This is a genomic window from Fischerella muscicola PCC 7414, from assembly GCF_000317205.1.
GTDB lineage: Bacteria > Cyanobacteriota > Cyanobacteriia > Cyanobacteriales > Nostocaceae > Fischerella > Fischerella muscicola.
This window is the reverse complement of the sequence record NZ_AJLK01000109.1, coordinates 36,164-61,556: the sequence shown is the minus strand read 5'-3', so window position 1 is coordinate 61,556 and position 25,393 is coordinate 36,164. Positions and strand designations below refer to the sequence as shown.

The 25,393-nt window shown below is 41.4% G+C and carries 26 protein-coding genes and 2 pseudogenes; 19 read left to right on the top strand and 9 right to left on the bottom strand.

Translation table 11 applies throughout. The annotated features are described in order from the left end of the window. Positions 1 to 9: 9 nt before the first annotated feature. Positions 10 to 1,191 carry an aldo/keto reductase gene (locus UYI_RS0115955; protein WP_026085982.1) on the bottom strand — a complete coding sequence of 394 codons (1,182 nt, stop codon included), beginning with the start codon at positions 1,189 to 1,191 and terminating at the stop codon, positions 10 to 12. 432 nt (positions 1,192 to 1,623) lie between these two features. Here UYI_RS0115955 and UYI_RS32755 point away from each other — a divergent pair, with 432 nt between their 5' ends. Beyond that, a complete protein-coding gene (locus UYI_RS32755) occupies positions 1,624 to 3,834 on the top strand; it encodes a two-partner secretion domain-containing protein (protein ID WP_016867642.1) in 2,211 nt (736 codons plus the stop codon). Positions 3,835 to 3,874: 40 nt separating this feature from the next. On the opposite strand, the gene rpiA is transcribed toward UYI_RS32755, so the two are convergent. Next, complete coding sequence (gene rpiA / locus UYI_RS0115945) at positions 3,875 to 4,585, bottom strand: ribose-5-phosphate isomerase RpiA (protein WP_016867641.1); 711 nt, start codon at positions 4,583 to 4,585, stop codon at positions 3,875 to 3,877. A gap of 420 nt (positions 4,586 to 5,005) precedes the next feature. Here rpiA and UYI_RS0115940 point away from each other — a divergent pair, with 420 nt between their 5' ends. From UYI_RS0115940 to UYI_RS0115900, 9 genes are all read left to right on the top strand, one after another. Continuing rightward, positions 5,006 to 6,049, top strand: a complete 1,044-nt coding sequence (locus tag UYI_RS0115940) for a 1,9-bis(guanidino)-5-aza-nonane synthase (protein WP_016867640.1) — start codon at positions 5,006 to 5,008, stop codon at positions 6,047 to 6,049. A gap of 225 nt (positions 6,050 to 6,274) precedes the next feature. Then, positions 6,275 to 7,384: a cobalt-precorrin-5B (C(1))-methyltransferase CbiD gene (gene cbiD / locus UYI_RS0115935; RefSeq protein WP_016867639.1), complete on the top strand. Its 1,110-nt coding sequence runs from the start codon at positions 6,275 to 6,277 to the stop codon at positions 7,382 to 7,384. Next, a complete protein-coding gene (locus UYI_RS35840; RefSeq protein ID WP_157226349.1) occupies positions 7,354 to 7,524 on the top strand; it encodes a hypothetical protein in 171 nt (56 codons plus the stop codon). Before cbiD ends, UYI_RS35840 begins: the two co-directional genes overlap by 31 nt. Before the next feature lie 140 nt (positions 7,525 to 7,664). Next, positions 7,665 to 8,408, top strand: a complete 744-nt coding sequence (locus UYI_RS0115925) for a cobalt-precorrin-6A reductase (protein ID WP_016867637.1) — start codon at positions 7,665 to 7,667, stop codon at positions 8,406 to 8,408. Positions 8,409 to 8,580: 172 nt separating this feature from the next. Next, the gene (locus tag UYI_RS0115920) at positions 8,581 to 8,790 is read left to right on the top strand and encodes a hypothetical protein (protein ID WP_016867636.1); all 210 of its coding nucleotides are present in this window, start codon (positions 8,581 to 8,583) and stop codon (positions 8,788 to 8,790) included. 219 nt (positions 8,791 to 9,009) lie between these two features. Further along, a complete protein-coding gene (locus UYI_RS0115915; protein ID WP_016867635.1) occupies positions 9,010 to 9,462 on the top strand; it encodes a DoxX family protein in 453 nt (150 codons plus the stop codon). Between the two features lie 136 nt (positions 9,463 to 9,598). Next, the gene (locus tag UYI_RS0115910; RefSeq protein ID WP_016867634.1) at positions 9,599 to 10,072 is read left to right on the top strand and encodes a TspO/MBR family protein; all 474 of its coding nucleotides are present in this window, start codon (positions 9,599 to 9,601) and stop codon (positions 10,070 to 10,072) included. 10 nt (positions 10,073 to 10,082) lie between these two features. Then, entirely contained in the window at positions 10,083 to 10,226 is a 144-nt protein-coding gene (locus UYI_RS37680; protein ID WP_162140401.1) for a hypothetical protein, read from the top strand. Between the two features lie 71 nt (positions 10,227 to 10,297). Beyond that, positions 10,298 to 10,771 carry a TspO/MBR family protein gene (locus UYI_RS0115900; protein WP_016867632.1) on the top strand — a complete coding sequence of 158 codons (474 nt, stop codon included), beginning with the start codon at positions 10,298 to 10,300 and terminating at the stop codon, positions 10,769 to 10,771. Positions 10,772 to 10,845: 74 nt separating this feature from the next. Here the strand turns inward: UYI_RS0115900 and UYI_RS0115895 are convergent, their stop codons facing one another. Both UYI_RS0115895 and UYI_RS0115890 read right to left on the bottom strand, forming a co-directional pair. Continuing rightward, a complete protein-coding gene (locus UYI_RS0115895; RefSeq protein ID WP_016867631.1) occupies positions 10,846 to 11,553 on the bottom strand; it encodes a M15 family metallopeptidase in 708 nt (235 codons plus the stop codon). A 150-nt stretch (positions 11,554 to 11,703) separates the two neighbouring features. Then, a complete protein-coding gene (locus UYI_RS0115890; protein ID WP_016867630.1) occupies positions 11,704 to 13,719 on the bottom strand; it encodes a glycoside hydrolase family 10 protein in 2,016 nt (671 codons plus the stop codon). A 199-nt stretch (positions 13,720 to 13,918) separates the two neighbouring features. On the opposite strand from UYI_RS0115890, the gene UYI_RS0115885 reads away from it, so the two are divergent. After that, positions 13,919 to 14,209 (top strand): hypothetical protein, encoded by a 291-nt coding sequence (locus UYI_RS0115885; RefSeq protein WP_016867629.1) that lies wholly within the window; start codon positions 13,919 to 13,921, stop codon positions 14,207 to 14,209. A gap of 202 nt (positions 14,210 to 14,411) precedes the next feature. On the opposite strand, the gene UYI_RS0115880 is transcribed toward UYI_RS0115885, so the two are convergent. The 4 genes and pseudogenes from UYI_RS0115880 to UYI_RS0115865 all read right to left on the bottom strand — a co-directional run bounded on the left by UYI_RS0115880 (position 14,412) and on the right by UYI_RS0115865 (position 17,752). Then, positions 14,412 to 14,936, bottom strand: coding sequence for an outer membrane beta-barrel protein (locus UYI_RS0115880; protein WP_016867628.1), 525 nt, complete (start codon positions 14,934 to 14,936; stop codon positions 14,412 to 14,414). An 858-nt stretch (positions 14,937 to 15,794) separates the two neighbouring features. After that, positions 15,795 to 16,124, bottom strand: a pseudogene (locus UYI_RS34895) (Na+ dependent nucleoside transporter N-terminal domain-containing protein); the annotation flags it as partial. A gap of 203 nt (positions 16,125 to 16,327) precedes the next feature. Next, positions 16,328 to 16,969 (bottom strand): transaldolase family protein, encoded by a 642-nt coding sequence (locus UYI_RS0115870; RefSeq protein ID WP_016867626.1) that lies wholly within the window; start codon positions 16,967 to 16,969, stop codon positions 16,328 to 16,330. Positions 16,970 to 16,972: 3 nt separating this feature from the next. Further along, positions 16,973 to 17,752 carry an MBL fold metallo-hydrolase gene (locus UYI_RS0115865; protein WP_016867625.1) on the bottom strand — a complete coding sequence of 260 codons (780 nt, stop codon included), beginning with the start codon at positions 17,750 to 17,752 and terminating at the stop codon, positions 16,973 to 16,975. Positions 17,753 to 17,871: 119 nt separating this feature from the next. Here UYI_RS0115865 and UYI_RS0115860 point away from each other — a divergent pair, with 119 nt between their 5' ends. The 6 genes and pseudogenes from UYI_RS0115860 to UYI_RS34890 form a co-directional block, all read left to right on the top strand. Further along, a complete protein-coding gene (locus UYI_RS0115860; protein ID WP_026085981.1) occupies positions 17,872 to 18,141 on the top strand; it encodes a hypothetical protein in 270 nt (89 codons plus the stop codon). 44 nt (positions 18,142 to 18,185) lie between these two features. Then, a complete protein-coding gene (locus tag UYI_RS36850; protein ID WP_157226348.1) occupies positions 18,186 to 18,407 on the top strand; it encodes a hypothetical protein in 222 nt (73 codons plus the stop codon). 131 nt (positions 18,408 to 18,538) lie between these two features. After that, positions 18,539 to 18,793 (top strand): GIY-YIG nuclease family protein, encoded by a 255-nt coding sequence (locus tag UYI_RS0115855; RefSeq protein ID WP_016867623.1) that lies wholly within the window; start codon positions 18,539 to 18,541, stop codon positions 18,791 to 18,793. 543 nt (positions 18,794 to 19,336) lie between these two features. Next, complete coding sequence (locus UYI_RS0115850; RefSeq protein WP_016867622.1) at positions 19,337 to 20,266, top strand: type I restriction endonuclease; 930 nt, start codon at positions 19,337 to 19,339, stop codon at positions 20,264 to 20,266. Positions 20,267 to 20,285: 19 nt separating this feature from the next. Next, entirely contained in the window at positions 20,286 to 20,633 is a 348-nt protein-coding gene (locus UYI_RS0115845) for a hypothetical protein (RefSeq protein ID WP_016867621.1), read from the top strand. 8 nt (positions 20,634 to 20,641) lie between these two features. Then, positions 20,642 to 20,953, top strand: a pseudogene (locus tag UYI_RS34890) (LLM class flavin-dependent oxidoreductase); the annotation flags it as partial. Here the strand turns inward: UYI_RS34890 and vnfD are convergent. Next, positions 20,929 to 22,980: a nitrogenase vanadium-iron protein, alpha chain gene (gene vnfD, locus UYI_RS32750; RefSeq protein ID WP_016867620.1), complete on the bottom strand. Its 2,052-nt coding sequence runs from the start codon at positions 22,978 to 22,980 to the stop codon at positions 20,929 to 20,931. The pseudogene UYI_RS34890 and the gene vnfD sit on opposite strands and share 25 nt — an antisense overlap. A 1,309-nt stretch (positions 22,981 to 24,289) precedes the next feature. On the opposite strand from vnfD, the gene UYI_RS0115835 reads away from it, so the two are divergent. Next, positions 24,290 to 24,790 (top strand): DUF2231 domain-containing protein, encoded by a 501-nt coding sequence (locus UYI_RS0115835; RefSeq protein WP_026085980.1) that lies wholly within the window; start codon positions 24,290 to 24,292, stop codon positions 24,788 to 24,790. Then, complete coding sequence (locus UYI_RS0115830; protein ID WP_016867618.1) at positions 24,787 to 25,392, top strand: DUF2231 domain-containing protein; 606 nt, start codon at positions 24,787 to 24,789, stop codon at positions 25,390 to 25,392. The genes UYI_RS0115835 and UYI_RS0115830 overlap by 4 nt, the downstream gene beginning before the upstream one ends. Position 25,393: the final 1 nt, after the last annotated feature.

Genomic DNA, 25,393 nt, shown 5'->3' with positions numbered 1-25,393 from the left:
TTTGTCCCATTAACTCCGTGATAATCGCTGTACAGCTTCACCTTGTAAGATTTGGTGTGCTTGTGCAAGGACACGAGGAATTTTATCTGCATGGGGACTGTGGTTGAGACATTGCTGCAAATCTAGTTTGTCTATGTGGTCTGCTTTGTTACCAGGGAACCAGTGACTACCATTGCCAAGCAAGTTGTAGCGCATTTTGGCGTAGTCTACCATATCGTAGGCGATCGCTAAATTCCACAGCCACAAAATTATTGGAATATTCACCTGTCCAGGAGTTTGTTCGTAGGTGGGTAAATTGACATGCCAGGTTTTGACCCAATCTTCTCCTAAAATTGCGATCGCTTCTTCCTCTAGACGTGCCAAAATTAGTGGCAAAATTTCCGAGGCGTTATCCAGTAAATCTAAAGTTTTCAGATGTTCATCAAAGTCTGTTGGTTTTGCTGCCCCTAAACTGAGAGTATGTACTTGGGGACGACTCAAACAAAACAAATCGTTAAACACCATCGGACTCAAAGGGGCGCAAAGTTCGACTAACTTTTGTGGTGGATTGTATAACTTCCCTCCCTTATCAGATGGGCTAATAATAAATACACCCATATCATGGCGAGTAGCAGCCTCAATCGCAGCCCAATTAAATTGATTAATATAATACCAGTGCAAATTAACATAATCGAATTGATTAGTGTTAATTGTCTGAATAATAATATCTGTAGGAGCATGGGTAGAAAAGCCGATAAACCTGACTTTACCTTGGGCTTTTAGCTTGTTTGCGACTTCTAAACAAGCATCCGGTCGGATAGTGTAGTTTAATAATTCAGCATTGTTGATGCCATGTATTCCTAGTAAATCAACATAGTCTAAACGCAGATATCGTAGCGATTTTTCAAAGTCTCTTAAAAATGCTTTTGCATCTGCCTGTGGACTGATTTTAGTCTGAACAATCAATTTTTCGCGCTTAAGTTTAGGTAAAATTCTTCCCAACTGCATTTCCGAACTACCATAACCACGAGCAGTTTCGATATGATTAATGCCTAATTCTATTGCCCGTTGAATTGTCGCTTCCAAGTTTGCCTGATTATCACGGGGAATCTTCCACTGTGGCACATCTTGCCATTTATATTGGTATCGCATACCTCCACAGGAAAACACAGGCATTTGTAATTCTGTACGGCCAAATCTTCTGTATAGCATCAAAGGTATGGGTGTGAATAAACTTAATTTGGTTGATTGTTAGTTGTTGATCGTTGTTTGGCGATAACTACCAAGCAACAACTAACCACAAACTAATTATTGGTCAGATCCCCGACTTTTGGGAAAAGTCGGGGATCTTGCAGCCTATCAAAATTAATGGGACACACCAGTACAAATGCCCAATTTCATACTTGAGAGCAAGAATTTGAATCTTAATTTTCCCGGCTTCTAATATCTAAAAATATGAAGTAAAGTATAATTTATCATTCTATTCTTAAGAAAATTTACGATCATTCGCCATAACATGGCAATTTGGTTTATTTTACTCTATAAAGTGCAAATTTCCGTATTTTCACTTGTCAGGCTTCTCTTCCATAATTAAAACAGGATGCTGAGGATGAAACAGCTTAGGCATACACTCCTTCTCTTCACTTGCCCGTAGCGATATTAGAAACTCTTGCATTTATCACTATTGCTGAAGCGCAAATCATCCCTGACAATAGTTTGGGTGCTGAAAGTTCTATAGTTAATCCAGATGTAATTAAAGGTATACCGAGCGATCGCATTGATGGTGGTGCGATTCGCGGCTCAAATCTTTTCCATAGTTTTCAGGAATTTAATGTTGGTGAAGGTAGGGGAGCCTATTTTTCTAATCCGGCTAACATAACTAATATTCTCACCAGAGTCACAGGCGGCAATCCTTCTAACATTCTGGGTAAACTTGGTGTCTTAGGTAACGCGAATCTATTTTTACTCAACCCGAAAGGGATTTTTTTTGGGCCTAATGCCAGTTTAGATTTAGGTGGTTCATTTTTTGGAACCACAGCTGACAGTTTTATATTTAACAATAATTTTGAGTTTAGTGCGACTGATCCACAAGCACCACCACTTTTAACAGTAAATGTTCCCATTGGTTTGCGGTTTCGTAATAACCCTGGAATCATAGCCAACCAATCTATAGCGCAGGATGCAAACAATAATGTAGTTGGACTTCAAGTGCAACCAGGAAACTCCCTAGCGCTGGTAGGCGGCAATATTAATTTATCAGATGGGGGCAGACTAACTGCAACAGGAGGCAGCATTGAATTAGGAGGATTAGCAACATCAGGGACAGTAGGACTAGATGTAACTGGTAATAACTTTAAGCTGAATTTTCCCACTAATATTTTGCTCTCAGATATCACCTTATCCAATGCACGAGTGCAAAATAATCTTTTCCCTGAGACAACTGGTACTGCTGGTGATGTCAATGTCACGGCTAACAACCTTTCTCTCATCAATGGCGGACAAATTAGTGCCAGCACTTATGGAAAGGGAAATGCTGGTAGAGTCATTATCAATGCGACTAACAATATCTCTGCTTCCGGTGAGGATAGCAATGGAAGCAACAGTGGAATTTTTAGCCGAGTATACTCAACAGAAAAAGGAGATGCAGGTGGTATCGAGATCAATACTAAAGACCTTTCTTTAACTGATGGGGCAGTAATAAGTGCCAGCACTTTTGGAAATGGAAATGCAGGTAGAGTCATCATTAATGCAAGTGGCAATATCACCGCTGATGGTGAGGATCAGGATGGATTTGTCAGTGGAATTTTTAGCATTGTGAATCCATCTAGTGTTGGTAATGCTGGTGGTATTGAAATCAAAACCAATAATCTTTCTTTGACTAATGGTGCAGTAATTAATGCCAGCACCCTTGGACAAGGAAATGCTGGTAGTGTGATCATTAATGCAACTGGCAATATCACCGCTTCGGGCAAGGATCAGGAAGGATTCGGCAGTGGAATTTATAGCGTTGTTGCATCATCAGGTGTGGGTGATGCTGGTGGTATTAAAATCAATGCGCGATCGCTTTCTCTTTCTAATGGCGCTACCCTAACTACAGATAGTGAAGGAACTGGTGCAGCAGGTAACATAGAAGTCACAACTGCAAAAGACATTCGATTAGACAATCGGGCGTCGATTACTGCTAATACTACAGGTGGTCAAGGTAATATTATCCTTAACTCCCGTGACTTAATCTTACGTCGCAATAGCATCATCCAAACCAACGCCAGAGGTACTGTTCAAGGTGGAAATATTAGCATTCTGACTGGGAACTTTGTTGCTTTAGGAAATAGTGATATCAGTGCAAATGCTGAAAAAGGTTTTGGGGGTAATGTATTTATCCAAGCTGCTTATAGGTTCAGTAGTCCGGACAGTGATATCACCGCTACTTCTGACCTTGGAACCCAATTCGGTGGCACGGTAAGAATTAATACTACAGATATCAACCCCAGCCAGGGATTAGTACAATTACCAAACAATCTTACAGACCCAGGTGATCAAATTGCTCAAAATCCCTGTCAAAAAGGTACAGGTAGTGCATTTATCATCACTGGACGGGGTGGTTTACCATCTAGTCCCAATGAAAATTTCAGCAGTGACAATGTTCGTGTTGATTTAGCACAACCAGTCACCAGTAGTAGTTCCCAAACTGCTACCATCAACCAGCCAAAAACCTCTGCTACTACTAAACAGATTGTCCCAGCTCAAGGGTGGATATTCAATGAAAAAGGAGAAGTAGTTCTTACTGCCTACGATGTTACCAGCAGGGACTTCCAACGTCTGCACCAAAATTCAGGTGTTTGCAGAGCATTTTAATTGTAGAGACGCCTTATGCGTCTCTATAGATTTTAAATTTCTACATTTCCCGTACTACAGGTTGACCATCTTTGACTTCGCCAATTAATACGAGGTCTGCACAATTAACAAAGATGCCATTTTCTAAAACACCGGGAATATTATTCAATGTTTTTTCGAGGTTAACTGGATCATCAATAGAGTCAAATTTGACGTCGATCACCATATTGCCTTGGTCTGTGATCACAGGCCCGGCTTTTTTTACACCCATTCGCAGTTCTGGTTTACCGCCAAGTTGTGTAACCGCGCGCATTACAGGCGTGACAGCCATTGGTATTACTTCCACCGGCACAGCAAAAACTGAACCCAAGCGATCGACCAGCTTACCAGCATCCACAACCACAATAAACTGATCTGCTAGGTAATCTACAACTTTTTCGCGGGTATGTGCAGCACCACCACCTTTGATTAAATTCTTCTGCGGATCGACCTCATCAGCACCATCAATGGCAATATCGATGTGGTTAATAGCATCTAAAGTGGTTAGTGGAATACCGTATTCCTTCGCCAGCACTTCTGCTTGAAAAGAAGTGGGAACACCAACAATATCTTTGAGTTCACCCGACTTGAGGCGTTCTCCAATATATTGAATCGCATAGGCTGTGGTTGAACCTGTGCCTAAACCGACGATAGAACCTGATTTGACTAAGTCGGCGGCGGCTTTACCAACTTGTTGCTTCATCAATTTTACCGGATCTGTTGCTGCGGTCATTCCCAACTCCTGAAAAGCGGATTTAACGTACAAGTAAATATTAGGGGAGAGTGGGGGAGTGTGGGGAGATGGGGAGTATGATGGGTGTGAGGGGTGTGTAGACGCGTAGCGGGTTAAGGTAAGGGTGGAGTAGTGAACAACTACTAACCACTAACCACTAACAACCAACAAACAATTTTAAGTAATGTAAACTAGGTAATAATATATATTTATGTTTAGATAAACTCTTAGTACCCAAATTGACCTGTCAACTTTCCCAAAATCTTAATACCTGGGAACTCAATGTTAGATTAAGCAGAAGACGAGAATCTGACCCTGGTTTGTCATGGTACGACAAGAACGAAGCGCCTAGTATAGACTTGACTTTTCTGGATGTCGCTACGTAAGTCGTGTAACTTTTGAAATTCGGAGAAATGTACCATGAATCGGGAAACACTGTTGCAAGAAACCGTTAAACACATTGACATCAAAAAGTTTGATGTAGTTGAACTGGTTGAAGCAATGAGTCAAACAGCATTTCAGGGTAGAAATCTGGGACGAGCAGCGAAAATTTATAATGAGATGCTGCAAGAGCCAAATTGTACAATTATTCTCTGTCTGGCCGGCTCCTTGTTTAGTGCGGGTCTCAAGGAAATTGTCTGCGATTTGATTACACACAATATGGTAGACGTCATAGTGTCTACTGGTGCGAACATTGTTGACCAGGACTTTTTTGAAGCACTTGGTTATCGTCACTATGTTGGCGATCCGTTTGTAGATGATGAATTTCTCAGACAACAACGGATTGATCGCATTTACGACACATATATTGATGAAGATCAGTTGCGAATTTGCGATATGACAATTGCAGAAATTGCAGGATCTTTATCACCCCGTCCCTATTCTTCGCGAGAGTTTATCCAGCACATGGGTGCTTACTTAGAGCATCGAGGTACAACAACTCAGTCTGTAGTACTATCTGCTTATCAACATCAAGTACCAATTTTTGTCCCTGCTTTCAGTGATTGTTCTGCTGGATTTGGTCTAGTACATCACCAGTGGCATTCTCCAGAGTCCCATCTGACAATTGATTCTGTGCGTGATTTCCGGGAATTGACGCAATGCAAACTAGCAGCAGGTGATACTGGCTTGGTAATGATTGGTGGCGGAGTGCCAAAAAACTTTGCTCAAGATACAGTAGTAGCCGCAGAGTTACTTGGTTTTGAAACCGCAATGCACAAGTACACAATTCAAGTAACTGTAGCTGATGAACGTGATGGTGGTTTATCAGGTTCTACCCTTAAAGAAGCTCATTCGTGGGGTAAGGTGGATAAAACTACTGAACAAATGGTATTCGCTGAAGCAACTTTGGCTTTACCATTGATTGCTGGATATGTCTACGGCAAAGGAAATTGGAAATCTCGCTCAGGCCGTCAGTTAGCCAAGTTGTTTAATCAACCTCAAACCAGTTCTTTAGCGGTTTAATTGTGATTAGGTGGGTTAGTACTTTAATTTAATCTACCAAGAAAAAGATTAGAGGCTAGTGGTCTGTCTCATTAGTTCTGAGTGGTTGCCAGAGGTCAGATCCCCGACTTTTTAAAAAAGTCGGGGATCTCGCGGCCCATCATAATTAATTCGATGAACCACTAGTAAGTTGTAAAAAATCTTTTTTCCTTCAGCCCTCTGCCCTCTGCCTTCTAACTTTGCCCTATGGCTCGTACAGGTTACACTCTACCAGTATTTGCAGTAGCTGCTGCTAAGGCAGCTTTGATGCATCTAAATAGCAAGAACTCACAGGTATCCGTTGAGATTGATCTGTTACCTGGAATAGCAGAAATTCCCATCTCTCAGGTAGCAACCCTAGAATCACATAGCGCCCTAGCTATTACGCTCAGTGATCCTGGTGATAACCTAGATTTGACTAGAAATACGCCTATTTGGGCTTGGGTGAGGTTGTCACCACGACAGTCTCAAGCTTTGGTTTTGGAAGCAGGCGAAGGTTTGGGAAAAACAGCTTCTGGCGAAGCAGCAATTTATAGTTATGCTCGTCGTCTATTTGATGCCAATTTACTACCTTTGATTCCTCCAGAGCAAACAGTCACAGTATCGATTATTCTTCCCGAAGGTCGGCAGTTGGCACAACGCACCTCCAATGAGGCTTTTGGCATTTTAGAAGGACTTTCATTGTTGGGAACTAGTGGCATTTCTCAACCTCTATCAGCGGCTGATCATCTAGAAGAATTTCGACAGTCATTGCAAACTAAAGTCAGGGATTGTACTGACTTAGTATTTTGTATAGGTAACAATGGTATGCAAGTAGCCCAGCGTTTAGGCATACCAGAGTCAGCGATCGCACAAACTGGTAACTGGATTGGTGCAATGCTTGTAGAAGCTGGACTATACCATGCGAATTCTGTTTTATTGTTGGGATATCAGGGCAAACTAATTAAGCTAGCAGGGGGTATTTTCAATACTTCCAGTCATTTAGCAGATGCCAAGTTAGAAATCATCAGCGCTGCTGTGGTTGCTGTTGGCGGTGATTTACAGGCTGTAAGTGCAGTTTTAGAAGCAAAAACCGCCGATGCTGCACACAAAAAATTGATCGAACTGGGATTGTCAGAATTAGTTTTTGGGAAATTGGCTGAAAAAATTAGTCACAAAGCAACTGCTTACGTGCAGAAATATGCAAACGTCACTTTGAAAGTTGGTACTGTATTGTTTGATCGTAAAGGTGAAATTATCAGCCAAGATTCGCAAGCGACGGAATTACTGGGGAGAGTGGTGGGGAGGTGGGGAACTCACCGGCCCCCACTCCCCTAAGGGAGTGGGGATTAGGGGCAGTGGGGAGATGGGGAGATGGGGAGATGGGGAGATGGGGAGGTGGGGAACTCACCGGCCCCCACTCCCCTAAGGGAGTGGGGATTAGGGGCAGTGGGGGGAGTGTGAGGAGTAGTAAATAACCAACCAACCCTTCGGGTTCGCCAGTCCCCCATCGTGACGGGAACCGCCTTTTTGGGGGGCTGGACTCACCACCAACCACCAACCACCAACCACCAACAACCAACAACCAACAACCAACAACCAACAACCAACCATTTATATGAAACGTCTTCTTATTCTTGGTGGAACAGGTGATGCTGCTGAGTTAGCGGCTAAAGCCTCGGTGATAGAGCAAATAGAAGTGATCACATCTTTAGCAGGTCGCACTCGTAATCCACAAGTACCTACAGGAATAGTGCGATTTGGTGGTTTTGGTGGTGAAGCGGGTTTAGCTGCATATCTGCGTGAAGCAAAAATAGATTTGCTAATTGATGCGACTCATCCCTTTGCAGCACAGATTTCTTGGAATGCGGCGACTGCTGCTGCAAGCTGTAATATCCCTTATTTAATGTTTATTCGTCCGGCATGGCAACGACTTCCTGGGGATGAGTGGATAGAGGTTGATAGTGTGGAAACTGCTGCTAGTGTGTTACCTAAATTTGCCAAACGGGTATTCTTGACTATCGGTAGACAGCAACTTGCACCTTTTGCTAGCTTGGACAATATTTGGTTTTTGATGCGGCTGATTGATCCACCTGCGCCTAATGCATTAGTACCATCAGGGATGATATTGTGCGATCGCGGCCCTTTTGCTTTAGACAATGAACGTCGGTTGTTAATCGAATATCAGATTGATACTTTGGTAAGTAAGAATAGCGGTGGTGATGCTACCTATGCCAAGATCATCGCGGCGCGGGAGTTAGGGCTGAAGGTGGTAATGGTGAAGCGTCCACCCACTCCACCAGCAGAAAAAGTCAGCAATGTCGAAAGTGCGATGCAGTGGTTAATTAACCAGGTGTGCTAATAGAAAATGATTAAAAAGAACCAATTAAGGAGACTGGGTGATTACAAGGAGCAAATAAATTAAATTCAATGATGTTTGCCATCTTAACGAATGAAGAGAATTATTATAGTTACTGTTTAATATGGATTGATAAAATTCTTCTTGCTGAGGGGGTGACAACCGCAGTCAACTTGTGGCAGGGCAAGCCTTTCAGGTGACGGACGCCCTCAAAGATAAAAAGCAACAGCAAGATTTTTCTTATTCATCAGCACTCAAAACTCCTATTTTCACAAAGCGCGATCGCGCTCAATTAATTCTCATCTTTTCAGCAGTGATTAAAGTGAAAGGCAAGCCAAGCCTAAGTTACATCCCCCTTGTCACCCCCTCAGTTCTTCTTGCTTAGGAGAGAGAAATTAGCTTTGATATTAATTAGGGTAGTAAAAAATATATTTTTTGTAGGTCGAACACCGTGCAAGGCGATGTACACAGATGGGAATAGATGTATTTTGGATGTCATTTGGAGGGTAAGTCTATATATATTGCTGGAGGTAAAGCTAACTTGCGATAGAAGTATAATGACACGTCGATATTTAGTATTTGACTAGTGTTTGTTATCTTTTTTATGTCTTTATTGCCTAATTTAGATCATCGTCGTAAAGAAATCCTCCGTGGAGTTCTCGCTGTTTCTATCATCATTGTTGGTATCACCCATTTTATTAGACCGGAGCAATATGCGCGCATTGTTCCACCACCATTTCCGCCGTTTGCATCTGTTTATATTAGTGGTTTTTTTGAAATTCTAGGTGGTATTGGTTTAATGATTCCATTTGTCAGTGTCGCCGCAGCATGGGGATTAATTGCCCTATTTATTGCTGTGTTTCCAGCGAATATTTATATGACTTTGTATAATATTGAGGTTGAGGGAATTCCTCATAATCAATTACTTTATATAGCAAGGCTACCTTTTCAAGCTGTGTTAATTGCCTGGGCATATTGGTATACTCGCAACCCAGAAACACAATTGGGAGCATCAAAAGTTACTAAAAAATTAGATGATTCTTCTTTGGTGCAGTAAAGTTTTTACTATTACATGTAGTTTATCTCTAAGGCTAGATTCAGGTTTTGCAGTGGTTCAAACTCTGGGTGGATGAGTAATAAACGTGCAAATTGACAAAATCTGACTAGATCGCAAAGGGTGAGGACTATAATGCATGATTAAATCTTGGATGGTAATTGGTGGGGTTGCTTTTTTAGTTGCTTTATGTGCTAACTTCATCACCCCTAGCGATGTCAAATGGTTTAAACGCCTACAAAGACCGAGATGGCTAACATTTGAAGCAGCGATTCCTGTAATTTGGACTGTAGTATTTACTTGTGGCGCTTGGTCCGCTTATATTGTTTGGGAAAAAAACCCAGGAACGACTACAACCTGGTTATTAATGGGGTTATATTTGCTTTTAGAAATTGTTACTGTTGCCTACAATCCTGTGATGCTTAGGACTCGCCATTTAAGAGCAGGTACAATTCTGGGAGGAACGGGTTTTGTTATTGGGGTGATCTTAGCGATCGCAGTTTATCCCATTTCTGGTTGGGCAACTCTATTACTTGTACCTTATTTATTGTGGAGTCCTATCGGTACATATACAACTAAAGTTATGGAACGTCTCAATCCTCAAGATGTGTAAGTGTTGTTTGTTGCTTGTTGTTTGTTGCTTGTTGTTTGGAGAAACTACCAACAATCAACTACCAACTACCAACAATCAACTACCAACTACCAACAATCAACTACCAACTACCAACTACCAACTACCAACAATCAACAATATGACTAACGACTGATTAAACTCATATCCTAAATTGCCAAAATTGCTGTGTAAGACTTGACAAAATACACAGTAAGGAGTATTTATATGATTCAATCTTGGATGGTAATTGGGGCTGTAACTTTGTTAGTTGCAGTTGGTAGTTTTTTTATCACACCACGTGATGTGAAATGGTTTGCCCAGCTAAGTCGTCCGCGTTGGTTAGTTTTTGAGCCGCTAATACCTTTTATTTGGACTGCTATTTTTATTTGCGGTGCTGTTTCTGCTAATATTATTTGGCAAAAAAATCCAGGCAGTTTAATAACCTGGCTACTAATGGGTTGCTATCTGTTGCTGGAAATTATTACTGTTACCTACATACCCTTAATGTTGAGGTTTCGCAGTCTCAGAATCGGAGAAATTATTGGTTCAGTCGGTCTTGTTTTAGGTATAGTGCTAGCGTTATCTGTTTTGCCTATTTCTCGACTGGCTAGCTTATTGCTGGTTCCTTATTTGGTTTGGAGTCCAGTCGGAACCTATACGACTGAGGAGTTAATTCAGCTAAACCCCGAAGATGCGTAGGTGTTGTTGGTTGTTGGTTGTTTGTTGTTTGGAAGTACTTAACAATTAACTAGCAACAACCAATAGCCAAGTAACTAAATTAGCCTACCGTAGCGTGCTACTAGATTTTGACCTGGATTGGTTTGATTATGCAACCAAGCCCACATCTGATCGCCTATAGAAAAATGCCACCACTCGCGGGGGTTACGTTTAAAATCGGCTTTCTCCATCACGTCTCGCAGTAGCAGACGGTTAGCATGATATTGTTGTGCATCTTGTTGTTCACTATTGGCATAGTAATTAGGCAGCGATCGCTCTGACATTTCATCAATCGGCGAACCCATATTCACAATTGCGCCGTTCTCATCCACTAATGTTACATCCACAGCAGCACCAGTACTATGAGGCGGTGGTGTGTTTATATCTAAACTAGGTTCAGCCCAAATTTGATAAACTTCTTGCCAAATTTCTTGACGCTGAGTTGCTGATAAATTTGCCGCAATAAGTCCCCTGTTCCGTACCGCTTCGGCAAAACTGTAATTTACCATAAACTGTTGCACAGCTACGGGACGATAAGCATCAAAAATTTGAATCCGCCAGCCAGGACGCAGCAATTGTAAGTGATTTTGGGCTGTAATCAAGCTTTCAACCACGCTTTGGCGCAGAAAATAGGGAGAATGTTCCCCATAAGGCGCACCTAATTTTTCATAAGGATGGGGAGATTCCACTGCAAACATTGCCAAAGGAATAACTACTAGCGGTTCGCCACACTCTTGGATGGGAACTTGATGATAAGGTCTCATACCAATTTTGGATTTTAGATTTTGGATTTTAGATTAGGAATTATTGCTAATAGCTTAAGTGAGCTTTTAGCTGACCAATTACCCATTACCAATTACCAATTACCAACACAGGCAAATAGTATAAGTGTGCTAGCAGACATGATATAAGCTTTAACTAACTCCTATTACTGCTCCTGCACTTTCATTTGCCAACCGATCAACGGCACATATAGCATAGGTTCCTGGTTCAACGGTAGCAAAGGTTGTGCTAGCAGGCAAAACTCGCTGCAATGTCCAACTATCACCACTCTGCCTATAAACTGTCCAAGAACGAATCTGACTGTTATCACCTGGTTTCCAAGTCAGTTTACGGTTGCTAACTTGCAACGTTGTGGGAGGTGCTGGTGGTGTGGCATTCTGCCAAGATAAAGTCGGAGGTAAGGCAGGTTTGTTGTAAAGTAATTGCAATTTATCAGCAATGCCCTGACTATTTTCCATCAACACACCGACGTTAAAGAAGATATTCCCCAGCGACAACTGTTCAGCTTGGCTGCGGCTAATTTTCACCTGCTTTTCAATTTCGTCACTTTCGCGACTCTTGTTGTTTGGTTCTGTGAGATTGTTACCTGCATAAACGTGTCTTTGCTTGGTGTTAATCTGTGTCCACCACTTCAATAAGGCGGAATAACTTTGTTGTGTTTGGTCGGTGCGCCAGTAAAGCTGGGGAGCAATATAATCAATCCAACCTTGTTCTAGCCATTTCTTAGCGTCAGCATACAACACATTGTAAGCATCTAAGCCGGTAATGCCAGGGGGCTGTCCGGGACGATAGATACCAAAGGGACTAATGCCAAATTTGACCTGGGGCTTGGTGGCTTTGATCCCTTGCCAGAGGCGCTGTACCATTTTGTTAACATTGTCCCGACGCCAATCAGCCAGACTGAGTGTACCACCCGCCGCCTTATATGCAGCGTAGGTTTTGTCATCGGGAAAAGATTGGCCCTCTACGGGATAGGGATAGAAATAGTCGTCTAAGTGAATGCCATCAACATCGTAGCGTTTCACCACATCTAAGATGACGTTGTAAGCCCGATCCTGAACTATTTTCACTCCTGGATCCATCCAGCGTTGAGTTTTCCACAGGTAGACGCATTCTGGATTGGTAACTGCGAGGTGGGGGCGAACAGTTTTGGCTGGATTAGTGGAAGTGCTAGCCCGGTAAGGGTTAAACCAAGCATGAAGTTCAATATTACGCTTGTGGCATTCAGCGATCGCAAATTCTAAAGGGTCATAGAATGGATCTGGTGCTTTCCCCTGAGTTCCTGTTAACCAAGCACTCCAGGGTTCCAATTGGGAAGCATAGACTGCATCTCCCTCTGGTCGTACCTGAAGTATCAAGGCGTTAAAATTGAGAGCATCTAATTTTTCAATAATCTTGATTAGCTCAGCTTTTTGCTGGGCAACAGGCAGTCCTGGTTTGGAAGGCCAGTCACTATTCCACACACAAGCTACCCAAGCCCCCCGGAACTCCCGTTTATGACTGACAATTGCAGCAGGGGTAGGTATATTTCCTGGTTCCGGGGCAACAACAATATAGCTGGAGGCTATTTTTTCAGCGTTACCCTGATATACCAAGGCTTGATATATGATCGCCGCCACATCACCTCGGGTTGCTGCTACATTAGGGTTAAGTATTTTCACGTTAGGAAAATTAGCAACTATACCAGCACGAGTGGCGATCGCCACTGCATTTCTAGCATATTCAGGAATACTAGCTGCATCATTATAGATAAGAGGAAGGGTTGGTAATAAGTCAGGCTTAATATTAGTACTCAGACCTAAACCACTGACTAAAGATACCAAAACATCGCCTTTAGCAATTCTATTATTAGGACGAAAACTGCGATCAGGATAGCCAGACAGAAATCCTGTTTCGTAAGCTTTTTTAATCGCATTTACTGCCCAGTGGTTAGCAGGAACATCAGTAAACGGCACATACTCCCGCTTGGCAGGTTGGTTAAAAACTGTGGCAATTATCGCAGCAAACTCCGCACGAGTTACTGAGTTATCGGGACGAAACGTGCCATTAGGATACCCGTTTAAAATTTTACGTTGGGCTAAAGCTTCAATAAAAGCGCGGGCCCAGTGATTTTGAATATCCGAAAAGCGAGTAGAAGTAGATACCATATCCAATCCCAGCTAACTAGATTGATTTTAGTCAGCTTTGTAATTTTTGGGACGGTTTTTCCATTACTCTTTAGGTTTATCTCAATCGGTGCGATCGTAAGGTAATGAATTAACCTTTCATCTGGCTGCGGGTTAAGTTTTTTTATTCTATTTTTTTGTTTCTATAAAAAATATGATCAGGTTTATCAATGTCAAAAATATGCTCAGACGTTTTACCCTAGCTTTTTTGGCAGCGGTTGTTAGTGCTGGATCTGTTATAACTGTCCCACCCGAGGCTAATGCTCAAACTCGTAGATATTGTGAGAATCATCGTTGTGATAGACAGTATTATCGCCATAACCGCGATCGCAACCCTCGTGATCGCGTTTACCGACGTTATCGTCAACAACGCTACCGTAGGGTTCCGATTCGCTCTATTCAAAGGCGCAATTATATAGTAGTGCCTATTCGTCCGATCAAACAACGTGACTATAGGCGCTACCATCGTTAATTAACCTAATGTCTTGGCAACTAGTAGTTCACCAAATTGATTTTGATAGGTCAGCTAGATCCCCGACTTTTTAAAAAAGTCGGGGATCTGACGTCTCGCAAGCTGTCAAAACTTGTGTGGTAGAGTACTAGTACTTCAAGCCGAGGAGATGATGTGGTGATAGGGAGAAAAATTTCTCCCCACCTCTATCTCCCAACCTTGACTAGAATAGGTAGCCTACACCTGCTTGAAAACTGACAGCATCAGCATCACTATTCTTGTAAGCATCGATACCCCATTTAGCATCACCGTAAATAACGGTATTTTTGGCAACTTCTGATTCTGCACCAAGGGTCAAGACTGTAGCATTTCTATTTCCCAACGGGGTGTTTTTACCTTCATTTGTAACGAATGAGTAACCACCACCGAAGTAAACGTTAGTATTTTTAGCCACAGGTGCATCGTAAGTTAGCATTGGCATCAGCGCAGTTGCATCACCACCAAACAAGACAGAACCGCGAACTGAAATAGGTGCATTAGGAATGGCAGTTCTTCCTTGCACATTTCCACCAAATTGAGCTGAATCGTTATTTTGTCCGCCATTAGTCACACCAGCAGCAACACCAGCACCAATGTAGTTACCATTCATACCACGTGGTTGCACTGCTTGTTGAGCGGAGGCAATGCCAGATGAAAAGACAATAGATGCAACAGAAAGTACGGAAGCTGCTAAGATTTTAAGTTTCATAGGACTCTTTTGTCTAGAATTAAATGTTGTTTTTCTTCTCTATTTCTAGAGTCCCTTTTTTTACCAATTTCGACCTCACGCACTTAGTTCACCTAAATGGTTGAATTGTTTTTCACCCTCTTGGGTGATCACTCTCAGCGATTGTTGTTCATTGAATGCTTGCTGCTATTGGCTTTGTTTTATGAGTGCGATCGCTCTTAGTCAATCAAAATACTTTTTTAAAAAAGTATTTTGTAGTCAGCTTAGCTTTTACTTCTATGACCCTTTGTTAGCCTATCGAATATAAATCAGATAGAGGAAAATCGATATTGCTAGTGCAAAAACGTAATCTAATCTATCTATTTTTAACGCTGGTCTTATTGGGTATTCTTGGCTTTTCTTATGTTTCACAGCGATCGCCTCTAATCACTTGTCAGCAACCGGAATTTGTTTCCAAATCAACAAGTAATAAATTCTATATCCATCCAGAAAAAATCGTAATTGAGCCTTGGCGTGGTCGGCATCATGTGTATGCTATTTTCATGCTTCCCAGTGGACACATCAACGACCATTTTTTAAAAGTGACAATAGAAGGAATGGATAGCATCTGCGGAGTCATGACATATCTAGGTCAAAACTCCGTTGAGGGTATTAACGCCAAGCCAGGGTATTATCTAAGCAAGGGATGGTTGCAAACTCGCATGGCTTTATGGTTAATGATTCAAGGCAAGTACAAACAATTAAAGCAGCCACACAATTGGATATTGGGATATACAAAGAAACAATATTAGGGTAATTGGTAATGGGTAATGGGTAATTGTGCGATCGCTTGAGCCTATATCTGCATTCATCTGTAGATATCAAATTAATATTCCAGCTAATGCCGTAGTGATACAACACACTGATAAATGCAGAGAAAAAGATAATGCTGGGCAAGACTTGGAAAGCAAACAAATGCTCTTTATAATTATCTCCAAAAACAAATTTAGCACCCACATCACAGAAGGCTAAAAAATTACTGACAACATCACCTAAAGACTTAAAAACTGTTAACCCGCTAGGAGTTTTAAGAATCAGCAGCGCCACAATAAATTCCAAACCCAACCCCCACGCCACTGTTCGCCAACCCACTGCACGACGTTGTATAGATAAAGCGTAGGCAATGCCAAGGAAAACTATTAACCCCAGGGCTGAAATAACACGCTCCATGATAACTTCTCTTGTAGAAGATTAAGGCAGAGATTATACATTAAATTTAGTAATAATTAATAGTTTTAAAGAAGCGATCGCACCCTGAAGGAAATCGCTTACTGTTAAGTTTTAATAGATATCGAACACTCATGGAACACTCATGGAACACCGATAAGCCATCTGTGTGCATCGGTGTCCATCGGTGTTCGTTTCTTTTCTTTCTATATTGCAATTATTCCAATCCCATTGGAAGCAAACTCTTCTACTGTTTTCTCTGATAATTCATGAGTGGCCATAGCCCGCAACATTGCCAATGGTAAAGTCAAATGGTGCGCCCCGGCTTGTAACGATGCAGCTGCTTGTTGAGGTGATTTGATGCTGGCAGCTAAAATTTCGGTATTACTACCAGCAAGGATACTTGCCATATCCCTTACCAAAGCAATACCATCACCCAACAAAGGGGTGGCGCGGTTGACATAAGCGATCACAATTTTAGCACCCGCTTCTTTTGCTACTACTGCCTGGGAAGCGCTGTAAATTGCCGTAACTGAACAAGTGATTTGAGGCGACAAATGGGCTACTACCTCAAAACCTACTGGTGTGGCTGGTATTTTTAGTATTGTCTGTTCACCAATAATTTCAAAAGCCTTTTTTCCCTCCTGCACCATGCCATCGAAATCAGAGGCAGTTAATTGATAGTAAAGTGGACCATTTGTCAAGGTGACTAATTTTTTCAGCGTTAACTCTGGTGGGATATCACTTTGAGCTAAAAGTGTAGGATTGGTAGTGATACCTTTTACCCAACCCATGCGCTTGGCAATTTCCGCTTCTGATGCGATCGCCGAATCTAAATATAAGGCCATGACTTACACCCCTACACCCTTTTTCTGCAATTGCAACTGAATGCGATCGCCTGATTTGGGTTCGATTACCTGGGTAGAAAGATTGTTTTTTGCTAGTAACGAACGAAATTCCTCTATGCTTCCCTTGGTTTGCAAGAAATTTGTCAGGAATCCTGCAAACGTGACATCGCCTCCAGCTGCTGTGGGTAGCATGACTTGGGGTTGCAACCACTGGGCTAATTCTAAGGCATTTTTACCACCCCTGATAAATGGCCCGACTATAGGCAAAGTCAACTCAACAAGTGGAGTAATCACAACATCTATGGGGGCTGCTGCTTTTAGTGAGGGGGAATGATATCCGTGTGGTTCATAATAAATAGTCAAATTACTTGGCAACTCTTTGAGGAGATAACCATTTTCTACTAAAGTGGGACCGATGGGCGAACCAGGAAATGCTTTGATTTCTACACTTGTATTTAAAGTAAAGGTTTCATTATGAGCAAGCACTGTGATTTGGGTGTAACCTAGCTGCTGTACTACCTTGGCAGCATTAGGAGAAGCTACCACTGGAATATTATGATCAAGTTGCTTAAGTGTTGGGGGATGGGCATGATCTTCTAGCCCTTGAGACAGCAAGATCAAGTCTATGTTTTCTGGGATGGGGTGATCTTGAGTTCGAGAACCTTTAAAAAACCAATCTTGATTGCCGAAAGTTAACGAATCTACTAGCCAAGGATCAATAAGTATTCGTTTGTCTGCGATTTCGACTAACCAACTATTGCTGTCTAAGTATGTTAAGTACATGAGCTTACGTGAAGATAACACCTATCTTTATTTATTGTGAATCAGATAGCCTTAAGAGCGATCGCTCTCAAGGAAATTACAAATGTGATAACCTAAAGTTTATTTTCTCTGTAATTACTATGACTCGTATGTTTCGGCGATATCATCGCCAGATTGCGATCGCTTTGTGTCTGCCTTTATTTTGGACACTACTCACAGGCGTAGGCTATACCATTGTTGATGAATGGTTCGGTCAAGGTCAATTGGGTGCATTTCTCCTCAGTCTACACACTCTGGAAATTATTCATTTAGAAAAAATTTATCCCCTTTTGAATGGTTTAGGATTACTGGGGTTATTAATTACTGGTCTAAGTATGACAGGTTTATTTCGTAAAAGTTCAGACAGGTAAGGGAGATTAGGGATCGGGGACAAGGGAAGGGGGACAGGAGGAGTATGAGGAGTAGTAAACAAACAACAACTAACCCTACCCTTACCTTAAGCCACTACCCTGCCTTAAGCCGCTACCTGCGGAAGCCGCTACCTGCGGAAGCCGCTTCGCGTCTACGCGTCTACGCGTCTACGTGTCTACGGGTTCGTCAGTCGCTCATGGGGGACTCACCGGCCCCCACGACCGACAGGGAGGAGCCAGTGCGGTGGACGGGTTTCCCGGCATAAAGCACCTGGCGTTGGGGATTGGGGGCTAGGGGCCCCCTTTGGGGTTGGGGGAGGGACCCCCCTTGGGGCGCGCTGACTCACCACTAACTACTAACTAATGACAATTGACCAATGACAAATGACTATTAATTATGTCTTCTGGCATATACGCGATCGCACATATCGGTAATCTTAAACTTTTTGTTGGCGAAGCGAGCAAACTTAGTCAAAAGTGGCCACCTATGCTTGCCCAACTTAATAGCGGTAAATTTCCTCATGCTATGTTGCAACAGGTATGGACAACAGAAGGCGGTAAGCGCCACTTTTCGTTTCACACAAAAGCAGAGATTATTGGTGATTTGGATATTTTGGGTATAGAAGAACTTTTGGCAGAGACTGCTACATAAATTTTGGGGAGCTATATCTCTATTTTATATCATGTCCGCTTAAACAGTTATATTATCCGTCTATCCGTCCTTGTCGGTAATGGGTAATTGCTGATCAGCACCCAAATTTCTCTGTGAAAAATCATTGAAACGGTTGTTCTATATGAATTTGACGGTTATGGAGAATAGGAGACTCGAACCCCTGACCTCTGCGGTGCGATGAAAGAGTTAAAAACTCTCCAAGCCTTTGCAGAATTAAGTTACAGCTACTATCAATAAAATATATATAATCATTATCTAGCTTTTGCTCACTTTACACGTGATCGCAAAGGATTAAGAGGATTTTTAGTCCTCTCTCAACCTCCATTTATCAGCGTTATCAGTTGAAATAGTATCAATTTACCAATATTATTGGTAAATTGATACTATTGATACAGTTTTGGTAACTCATTTCGGTTTTGATGGTTGGTAGAGAAGGGGTATAAGCTCTAGGAATATACCAACCAATCACACTGATTGGGTAAAAGTTTATGTATTGCTTAGAAATTACAGTGTCTACCTCAGATGAATCCTGGACTGCCAAGAAGAGCAATATTAAGAGCTAGTGGCATTCCCACAAGTTTTATCCGCAGCTTTGATTCTACAACATCTGCTGTACCATCGTCCTTATTGACTTGGTTTGATGTCATTGGCTACACAGTTTTCTTAGAGAAAGACATCATTACTTTTGGGAATTGGACAGAGCGTAGCAGTATTACTGAGGTAGTTTTGCGCGATCGCCTGCATAGTGCTGTGCAACGGATTAATCCCAGCTTATCATCAGGAGCGATCACCCAAGCCATCTGTCAGGTTAATTGCATCGGGAATCTCACACTATTTGAAAATAACCGTCACTTTCACCAACTACTGACAGCAGGTGTGGACGTGACGTACCAGTTAAATCATAAGCTTGTTCATGAAAAAGTCTGGCTGATTGATGCTGATAATTTACTCAACAATGATTGGTTGGTAATCCATCCATTCACTGTTAAGCAAGAGAGTTATATCCAGAGTTTGGATGTAGTTGTTTTCATCAATGGCTTACCATTGGCAGTCATAATTTGGAACCCAATAGACGAAACAGCCACCCTTAAGACAGCTTATGGACGATTCCAAACTCACTTACAAAAGCTACCAAAACTATTTTTCTACAATGCCTTTGTTGTCATTGCCTATGGAAGTCGGGCAAGAGTAGGGACATTAACCTCAGACTGGCAAGAATATTTACCGTGGCGTACTATCGATGGCGAAGATTTTCCCTCAACTGGAGAAACACAACTAGAAGTATTAATTCAAGGCATTTTCGATAAACGGCGGCTTCTGGAATTGGTGAGGCACTTTCTCGTGTTTGAAGAAAACACCAATTGTATTCACAAAAAATTCCTACGCCATCCTTTTTGTACAATATGCAATCCAAGCAGCCATAAAGCGATGACGGGAAATCACATTTTCTAGCACAACAATGGAGAGAATCATGATTACTGATGAAGATTTAGCCCAACAATTTAGTGCAATTATTGAGCAATTCCATCCACGTGTCTGGAAGTTGTTACGCCAGTGTTACGTGAAAGTCATTCATACTAATTTTGTAAGAGTATGTGTCTCGGATATGCAATATATAGGGATTTATTGCCCTAACAGTATTATTGCAATACTAGAGTCTGAAAAAGATTTGCTGCGAGAAGTGGCTAAACAAATAGGATTAGTTGAAGTGATGTGTCTAAATGCTACCAACTTGGTACACGATCCAATGTCCAAACTTAAGCAGTCTAATCCTCGCCTTTGGTTAGAACTAAATTGGATTGCTACTCAAGAACAATAACGCTGGTGATGAAAACTGGACTTTTCTGTAACTACGAAGATAATCACCAAAGTGTCCAACGTGCTATTTCTGAACAAGTTACACTTATACAACATGCAGAAAGCTTGGGTTTTGAAGAAGCCTGGGTAACAGAGCATCATTTTAATGATTTCAGTGTTAGTTCGTCGATTTTGGTGTTATTAGCACATTTAGCGGCTGTGACTTCAACTATTAGATTAGGTTCAGCAGCAGTTTTGTTGGCATTTCATAACCCGATTCTTGTTGCAGAAAGCATCGCTACTCTCGACCATCTGTGCTATGGACGACTGGCTTTAGGCATAATTTCTTTTTGGATGGAGCGAATTTGTGCAGCTAACTCTTGCCGAGTAGAAGCTTTGAGTAGATATCGGAAAACAAACCATATTGCGTAACCGATTCCGGTCAACTCAAAAACTAAATGTAACTGTGGAATTTCATTGATTACATTTAATACAGCTAGAACTATCTTAACTGCTATAGTTGCTGCAATAATTGAAGCAAAATAAAAAATTGGTAGCTGGTATTCGTTGAAAAATTTACCTAAGTATTCGGGAAATTGTTCCGAAAAATCAGTAAGTTTTTCGACAATTTGTTGCCATTGAGGTAATTTTTCATTGGCATGTGGTAGCAATAGCTGAGTTTCAAGTTTGGAATTTTCATGTGCTGCGATCGCTTCAGTTAATGTAATATCAACAGATTCTGCTGATTGTTGTACTTCACTCTCCAGAAGTTTCCTATTTTCTTCAGGTGTCGGAGTATAAGACGGTTCAGGCATGAGTATATTTGTATTCGGATCAAAACTCTTATCGGCAGGAGTTTCCAGAACCACCTGTTCTACAGAAAAGATATCGGCAGTTTTGTTCAGAATACCATTAATGATTTCCTCAGATTTCTCCTTCAAAGTTTTATCGTTTTCCTGACTGGATATATCTTTTTGCTTCTCATCTTCACGGATATCTATTGCAGCAAATTTCATCAAAGGTGAGGAAATGGCATTGTACATATCCCGTGCCATATTCACAGCACCTTCAAATCCCATATACGGACCATTGTGGTATCCATGTCCGTTAACATAGGGCAAGTGTAATTTCTTCACCAATGCTCCTACTCTTGGCCCAGTTAGAACTAAATCGGGTTTGACTATCTCTAGCACCTCGAAAAATTCGAGTTCGTTGCCATCATCAATATAGATAGTCCCTTCTTGACCTCTGGCAATCACCTTTTCAAAGTCTTCTTGATGACCAAACTTCGAGGACATTGCCACAACTTGCATACCCAAATCGTCTTCTAGGGCTTTCGTCCAATGCCACAATCTTGGCCCACCAGTCCAAATACAGACTTTTTTACCCTTTAAACGCTCTTTATACCACGCCAGCTTTGATTCATATTTGGCAACTTCTTCGGCAATCAAAGCTTCCGCCCTGTCCTCAATACCAAAGAAGGCACCGATTTTCCGCAATGCTTCCTTACAATAGTCAAAGCCCCAAGTATCTACATCCAAACGGGGGATACCATATCTGTTCTTCAACTCATTGGCAATGTATCCAGCACTACGCGCACAGTTGGTAACGTTTAACTGCGCTCTATGCATACCCCGCAATGAATCATAAGTACCGTTACCAGTAAAATGGGCGATAATTTGCACACCCATTTTTTCCATGTACTTTTCTAGGACAAACGTATCGCCCTGAATGTTGTAGTCGCCGATGACATTCATCGTATATGGGCTGGTGATTTCCGGCTCAAGTGTTCCCACTTTCTCATTCACCCAGCCAATATTGAGAACGTGGTGACCCTTGGATTGGCTAACACCTGCAAAACCAGGACACTCAACACAGAAGATATCTACATCACCGAGTTGTTTTTCGACATCTTTAACAACGGCTCTAATGTCATCTCCAATCAGTGCAGTAGCGCAGGTGGTGTAGACAATCATCCGCTTGATCTCGGGAAATTCCGCGAAGGCTTCCAGCATCGATTTTTTGAGTTGCTTTTCGCCACCAAAGACTATATGCGACTCTTTCATATCGCTTGACCAAGCATACTTGAGTTGGAAGTTGCCGTTGTCAGAAGGATAGCGTTTGGTGTGCCAGGTATCGTAGGAGCAACCGATGGGGCCATGAATCATTTGAATGGTGTCTTTGAGAACACCACCAATCACGAGTTTAGCACCACAGTAGCTGCATCCGCGCTCTGAGAGTGAGCCAGGTATTGTTTCGATGTTGGAAAGAGGTAGAAATTGAGTTGTGTCTTCTCCTTTTTCTTTGATATAAACGTGCTTTTCACGTTCTGGAATGGATTCATCGCATTTCAACAATTTCAATGCCATAACTTTTTGCTCCTGAACCAATTTCTACACTTTATGAAAGGTTTTTGTACTTTTAAAATATTAGCTATATCAAAATCATTTAATAGTAAGTTTGATAACAATAATACAAATTAGTGTTTATGAATAAATTACGAAAACCCTTAGTTTTAGATACTATAAATTAAATACCTAACTTGTATATAAAGTTGAGTATCTGTTTAATATATTTCGTTATTTAGTTCAAGAATTAATTAATTTATATATTAATAAGAGTAATTTATTGAGTGTGAACAAGATGTTTTTACTAACTCTAATTCCTGCAACTATTGTTCACTACCATTACGACCTGATATAAAATATGGATTGAAAAAAATGCTGTTTATCCCAATGCGATTGATGAACTGCAAGCAGACAAAAGCCTCCCTACAACTCTGGAACTGCTAGCGATCAAGACCTCCACAATACCTCCAGAAACTTGCGGAGCATGACCATCAGTTCATCAAACGATTGGTTAACCTTTAACCACAGTAAGACAACAATTGAGAGATTACAAAGCAATGAACATAATGTCTATGCCAGAATCGACCTTTCGTGATTTCGCTTTTGATTCCCATAAATCAAGAATATCATACATCTCGCAAATTTACTTGCGACTGCCAATTTATTGAGCAATTTTATTATGAGAACAGTTAAGTTACCACACAAAAGCTTTGTATCACATAAATCGATAACTAAAAATGTCTTAGAATCAGCCGCGAGACTAGAAGAAAAACCGACCTACCCTTGAATATCTCGCTTTTTGAACAGTTCAACAGCTGCTAACCCAGAAACAAAACAAGAAAAACCCAATTGTTGCTGGAGAATCCTTTAATTTCTGATTAATTGTTACCACGAATACTCTTTGCAAATAAATTTACTTTAGCAAGTAAATTTGCAAGATGTATGATATTCTTTATCTATGGGGAATCAATAGTCCAAAATAAGCAGTGTTAAGATTGTGGCACACTGCTTTTACAAAAGCTATTGAGTTTATGATTCAGGGATTGAAGTTGGATTTCCATGTAAACACTTGTTGAATAAACATAACGATAAATTGCTGTAATTCTATATTCATTCGAGCAAGCTTTTACCTATCAATATAAAGCTGTTGTGCAAAAATGATTTTTATCTTGAGAGTTGCTGCTGTTATGTAAATAGATTTCCAGTCCAACTTCAGTCTTTATAAAAGTCAAAAGATTGCGATCGCTGATTTTTTGGAGTGAATACTTATTAGCTAGCTGTTGTTTATTAGCTACTAACAATTAATCAAGAATTGATACATAGAAATACTATGCTTGAGCATTTTCTGTCCATGAATGACCATAATTTACCGTATCCCGATACAATGCACCCGATTGTTGTCCATTTTGTGATTGCGATGGTGTTGTTTGCCTTTTTATGTGATGTGATTGGGTACTTTACTCGTAACCACCGTCTTTTTGAGGTGAGCTGGTGGAATATGTTTTTCGCTACAATCTCCATCTTCATCGCCATCATATTTGGTCAATTTGAAGCAGGTTTGGCAAAACCTTATAACGTATCTCAACCAGTACTTAATTTACATACGCTCCTTGGCTGGTCGCTTTCAGGAATTCTTGCAGCTATTACAGCTTGGCGTTATGTAATTCGTTCCCGCAATCCAGAAAAGATATCAGTCTATTACCTAGCAGCAGGTCTTATTTTAACTAGTTTGATTGTTGTACAAGTATATTTTGGAGATCAACTGGTTTGGGTATATGGACTACACACAGTGCCAGTTGTTGAAGCGGTGAAGGAGGGCTTGCTGCAATGAGCCCTGAAGTTATTTACCAATTAAAAACTCATCTGGGAGTCAATGGATTGCCCTATGCCATACCCATTCACCCAAATCTAGTCCATCTGACTCTGGGTTTGTTCATCCTTGGCATTACCTTTGATCTCATTGGTGTGCTGTTCCCTCTACAAAAAGCAATCTTCAAGTTTTTAGCAATTCCTGCCACTCCTTCTAATTTCTTTGATGTTGGCTGGTATAATATACTAGCTTCAGCACTCATCACATTTTTGACAGTGGCAGCAGGTTTTTACGAAATGATGTTGGCAGAACCATCCACTGAGGTAAAGAGTGCCTGGGGATTACAAGCGATGCAAACAATGCTTTGGCATGGAGTAGGTGGTGTTTTTCTTCTAGCGCTGATTGTTGGTATGGCTGTTTGGAGAGGATTTCAGCGCTATGTTTGGTGTAAAAATGACGCTCAACAAGTGCAGTTGACCTATTTACTTTCCGGGCTATTCATTATGCTTCTTATGTACATTCACGGTACGCTGGGGGCGCACTTGGCTGCTGAGTTTGGGGTTCATAATACCGCTGATATATTGTTGCGATTGGGTCAAAACCCCAACTTACTACTGAAGTAAC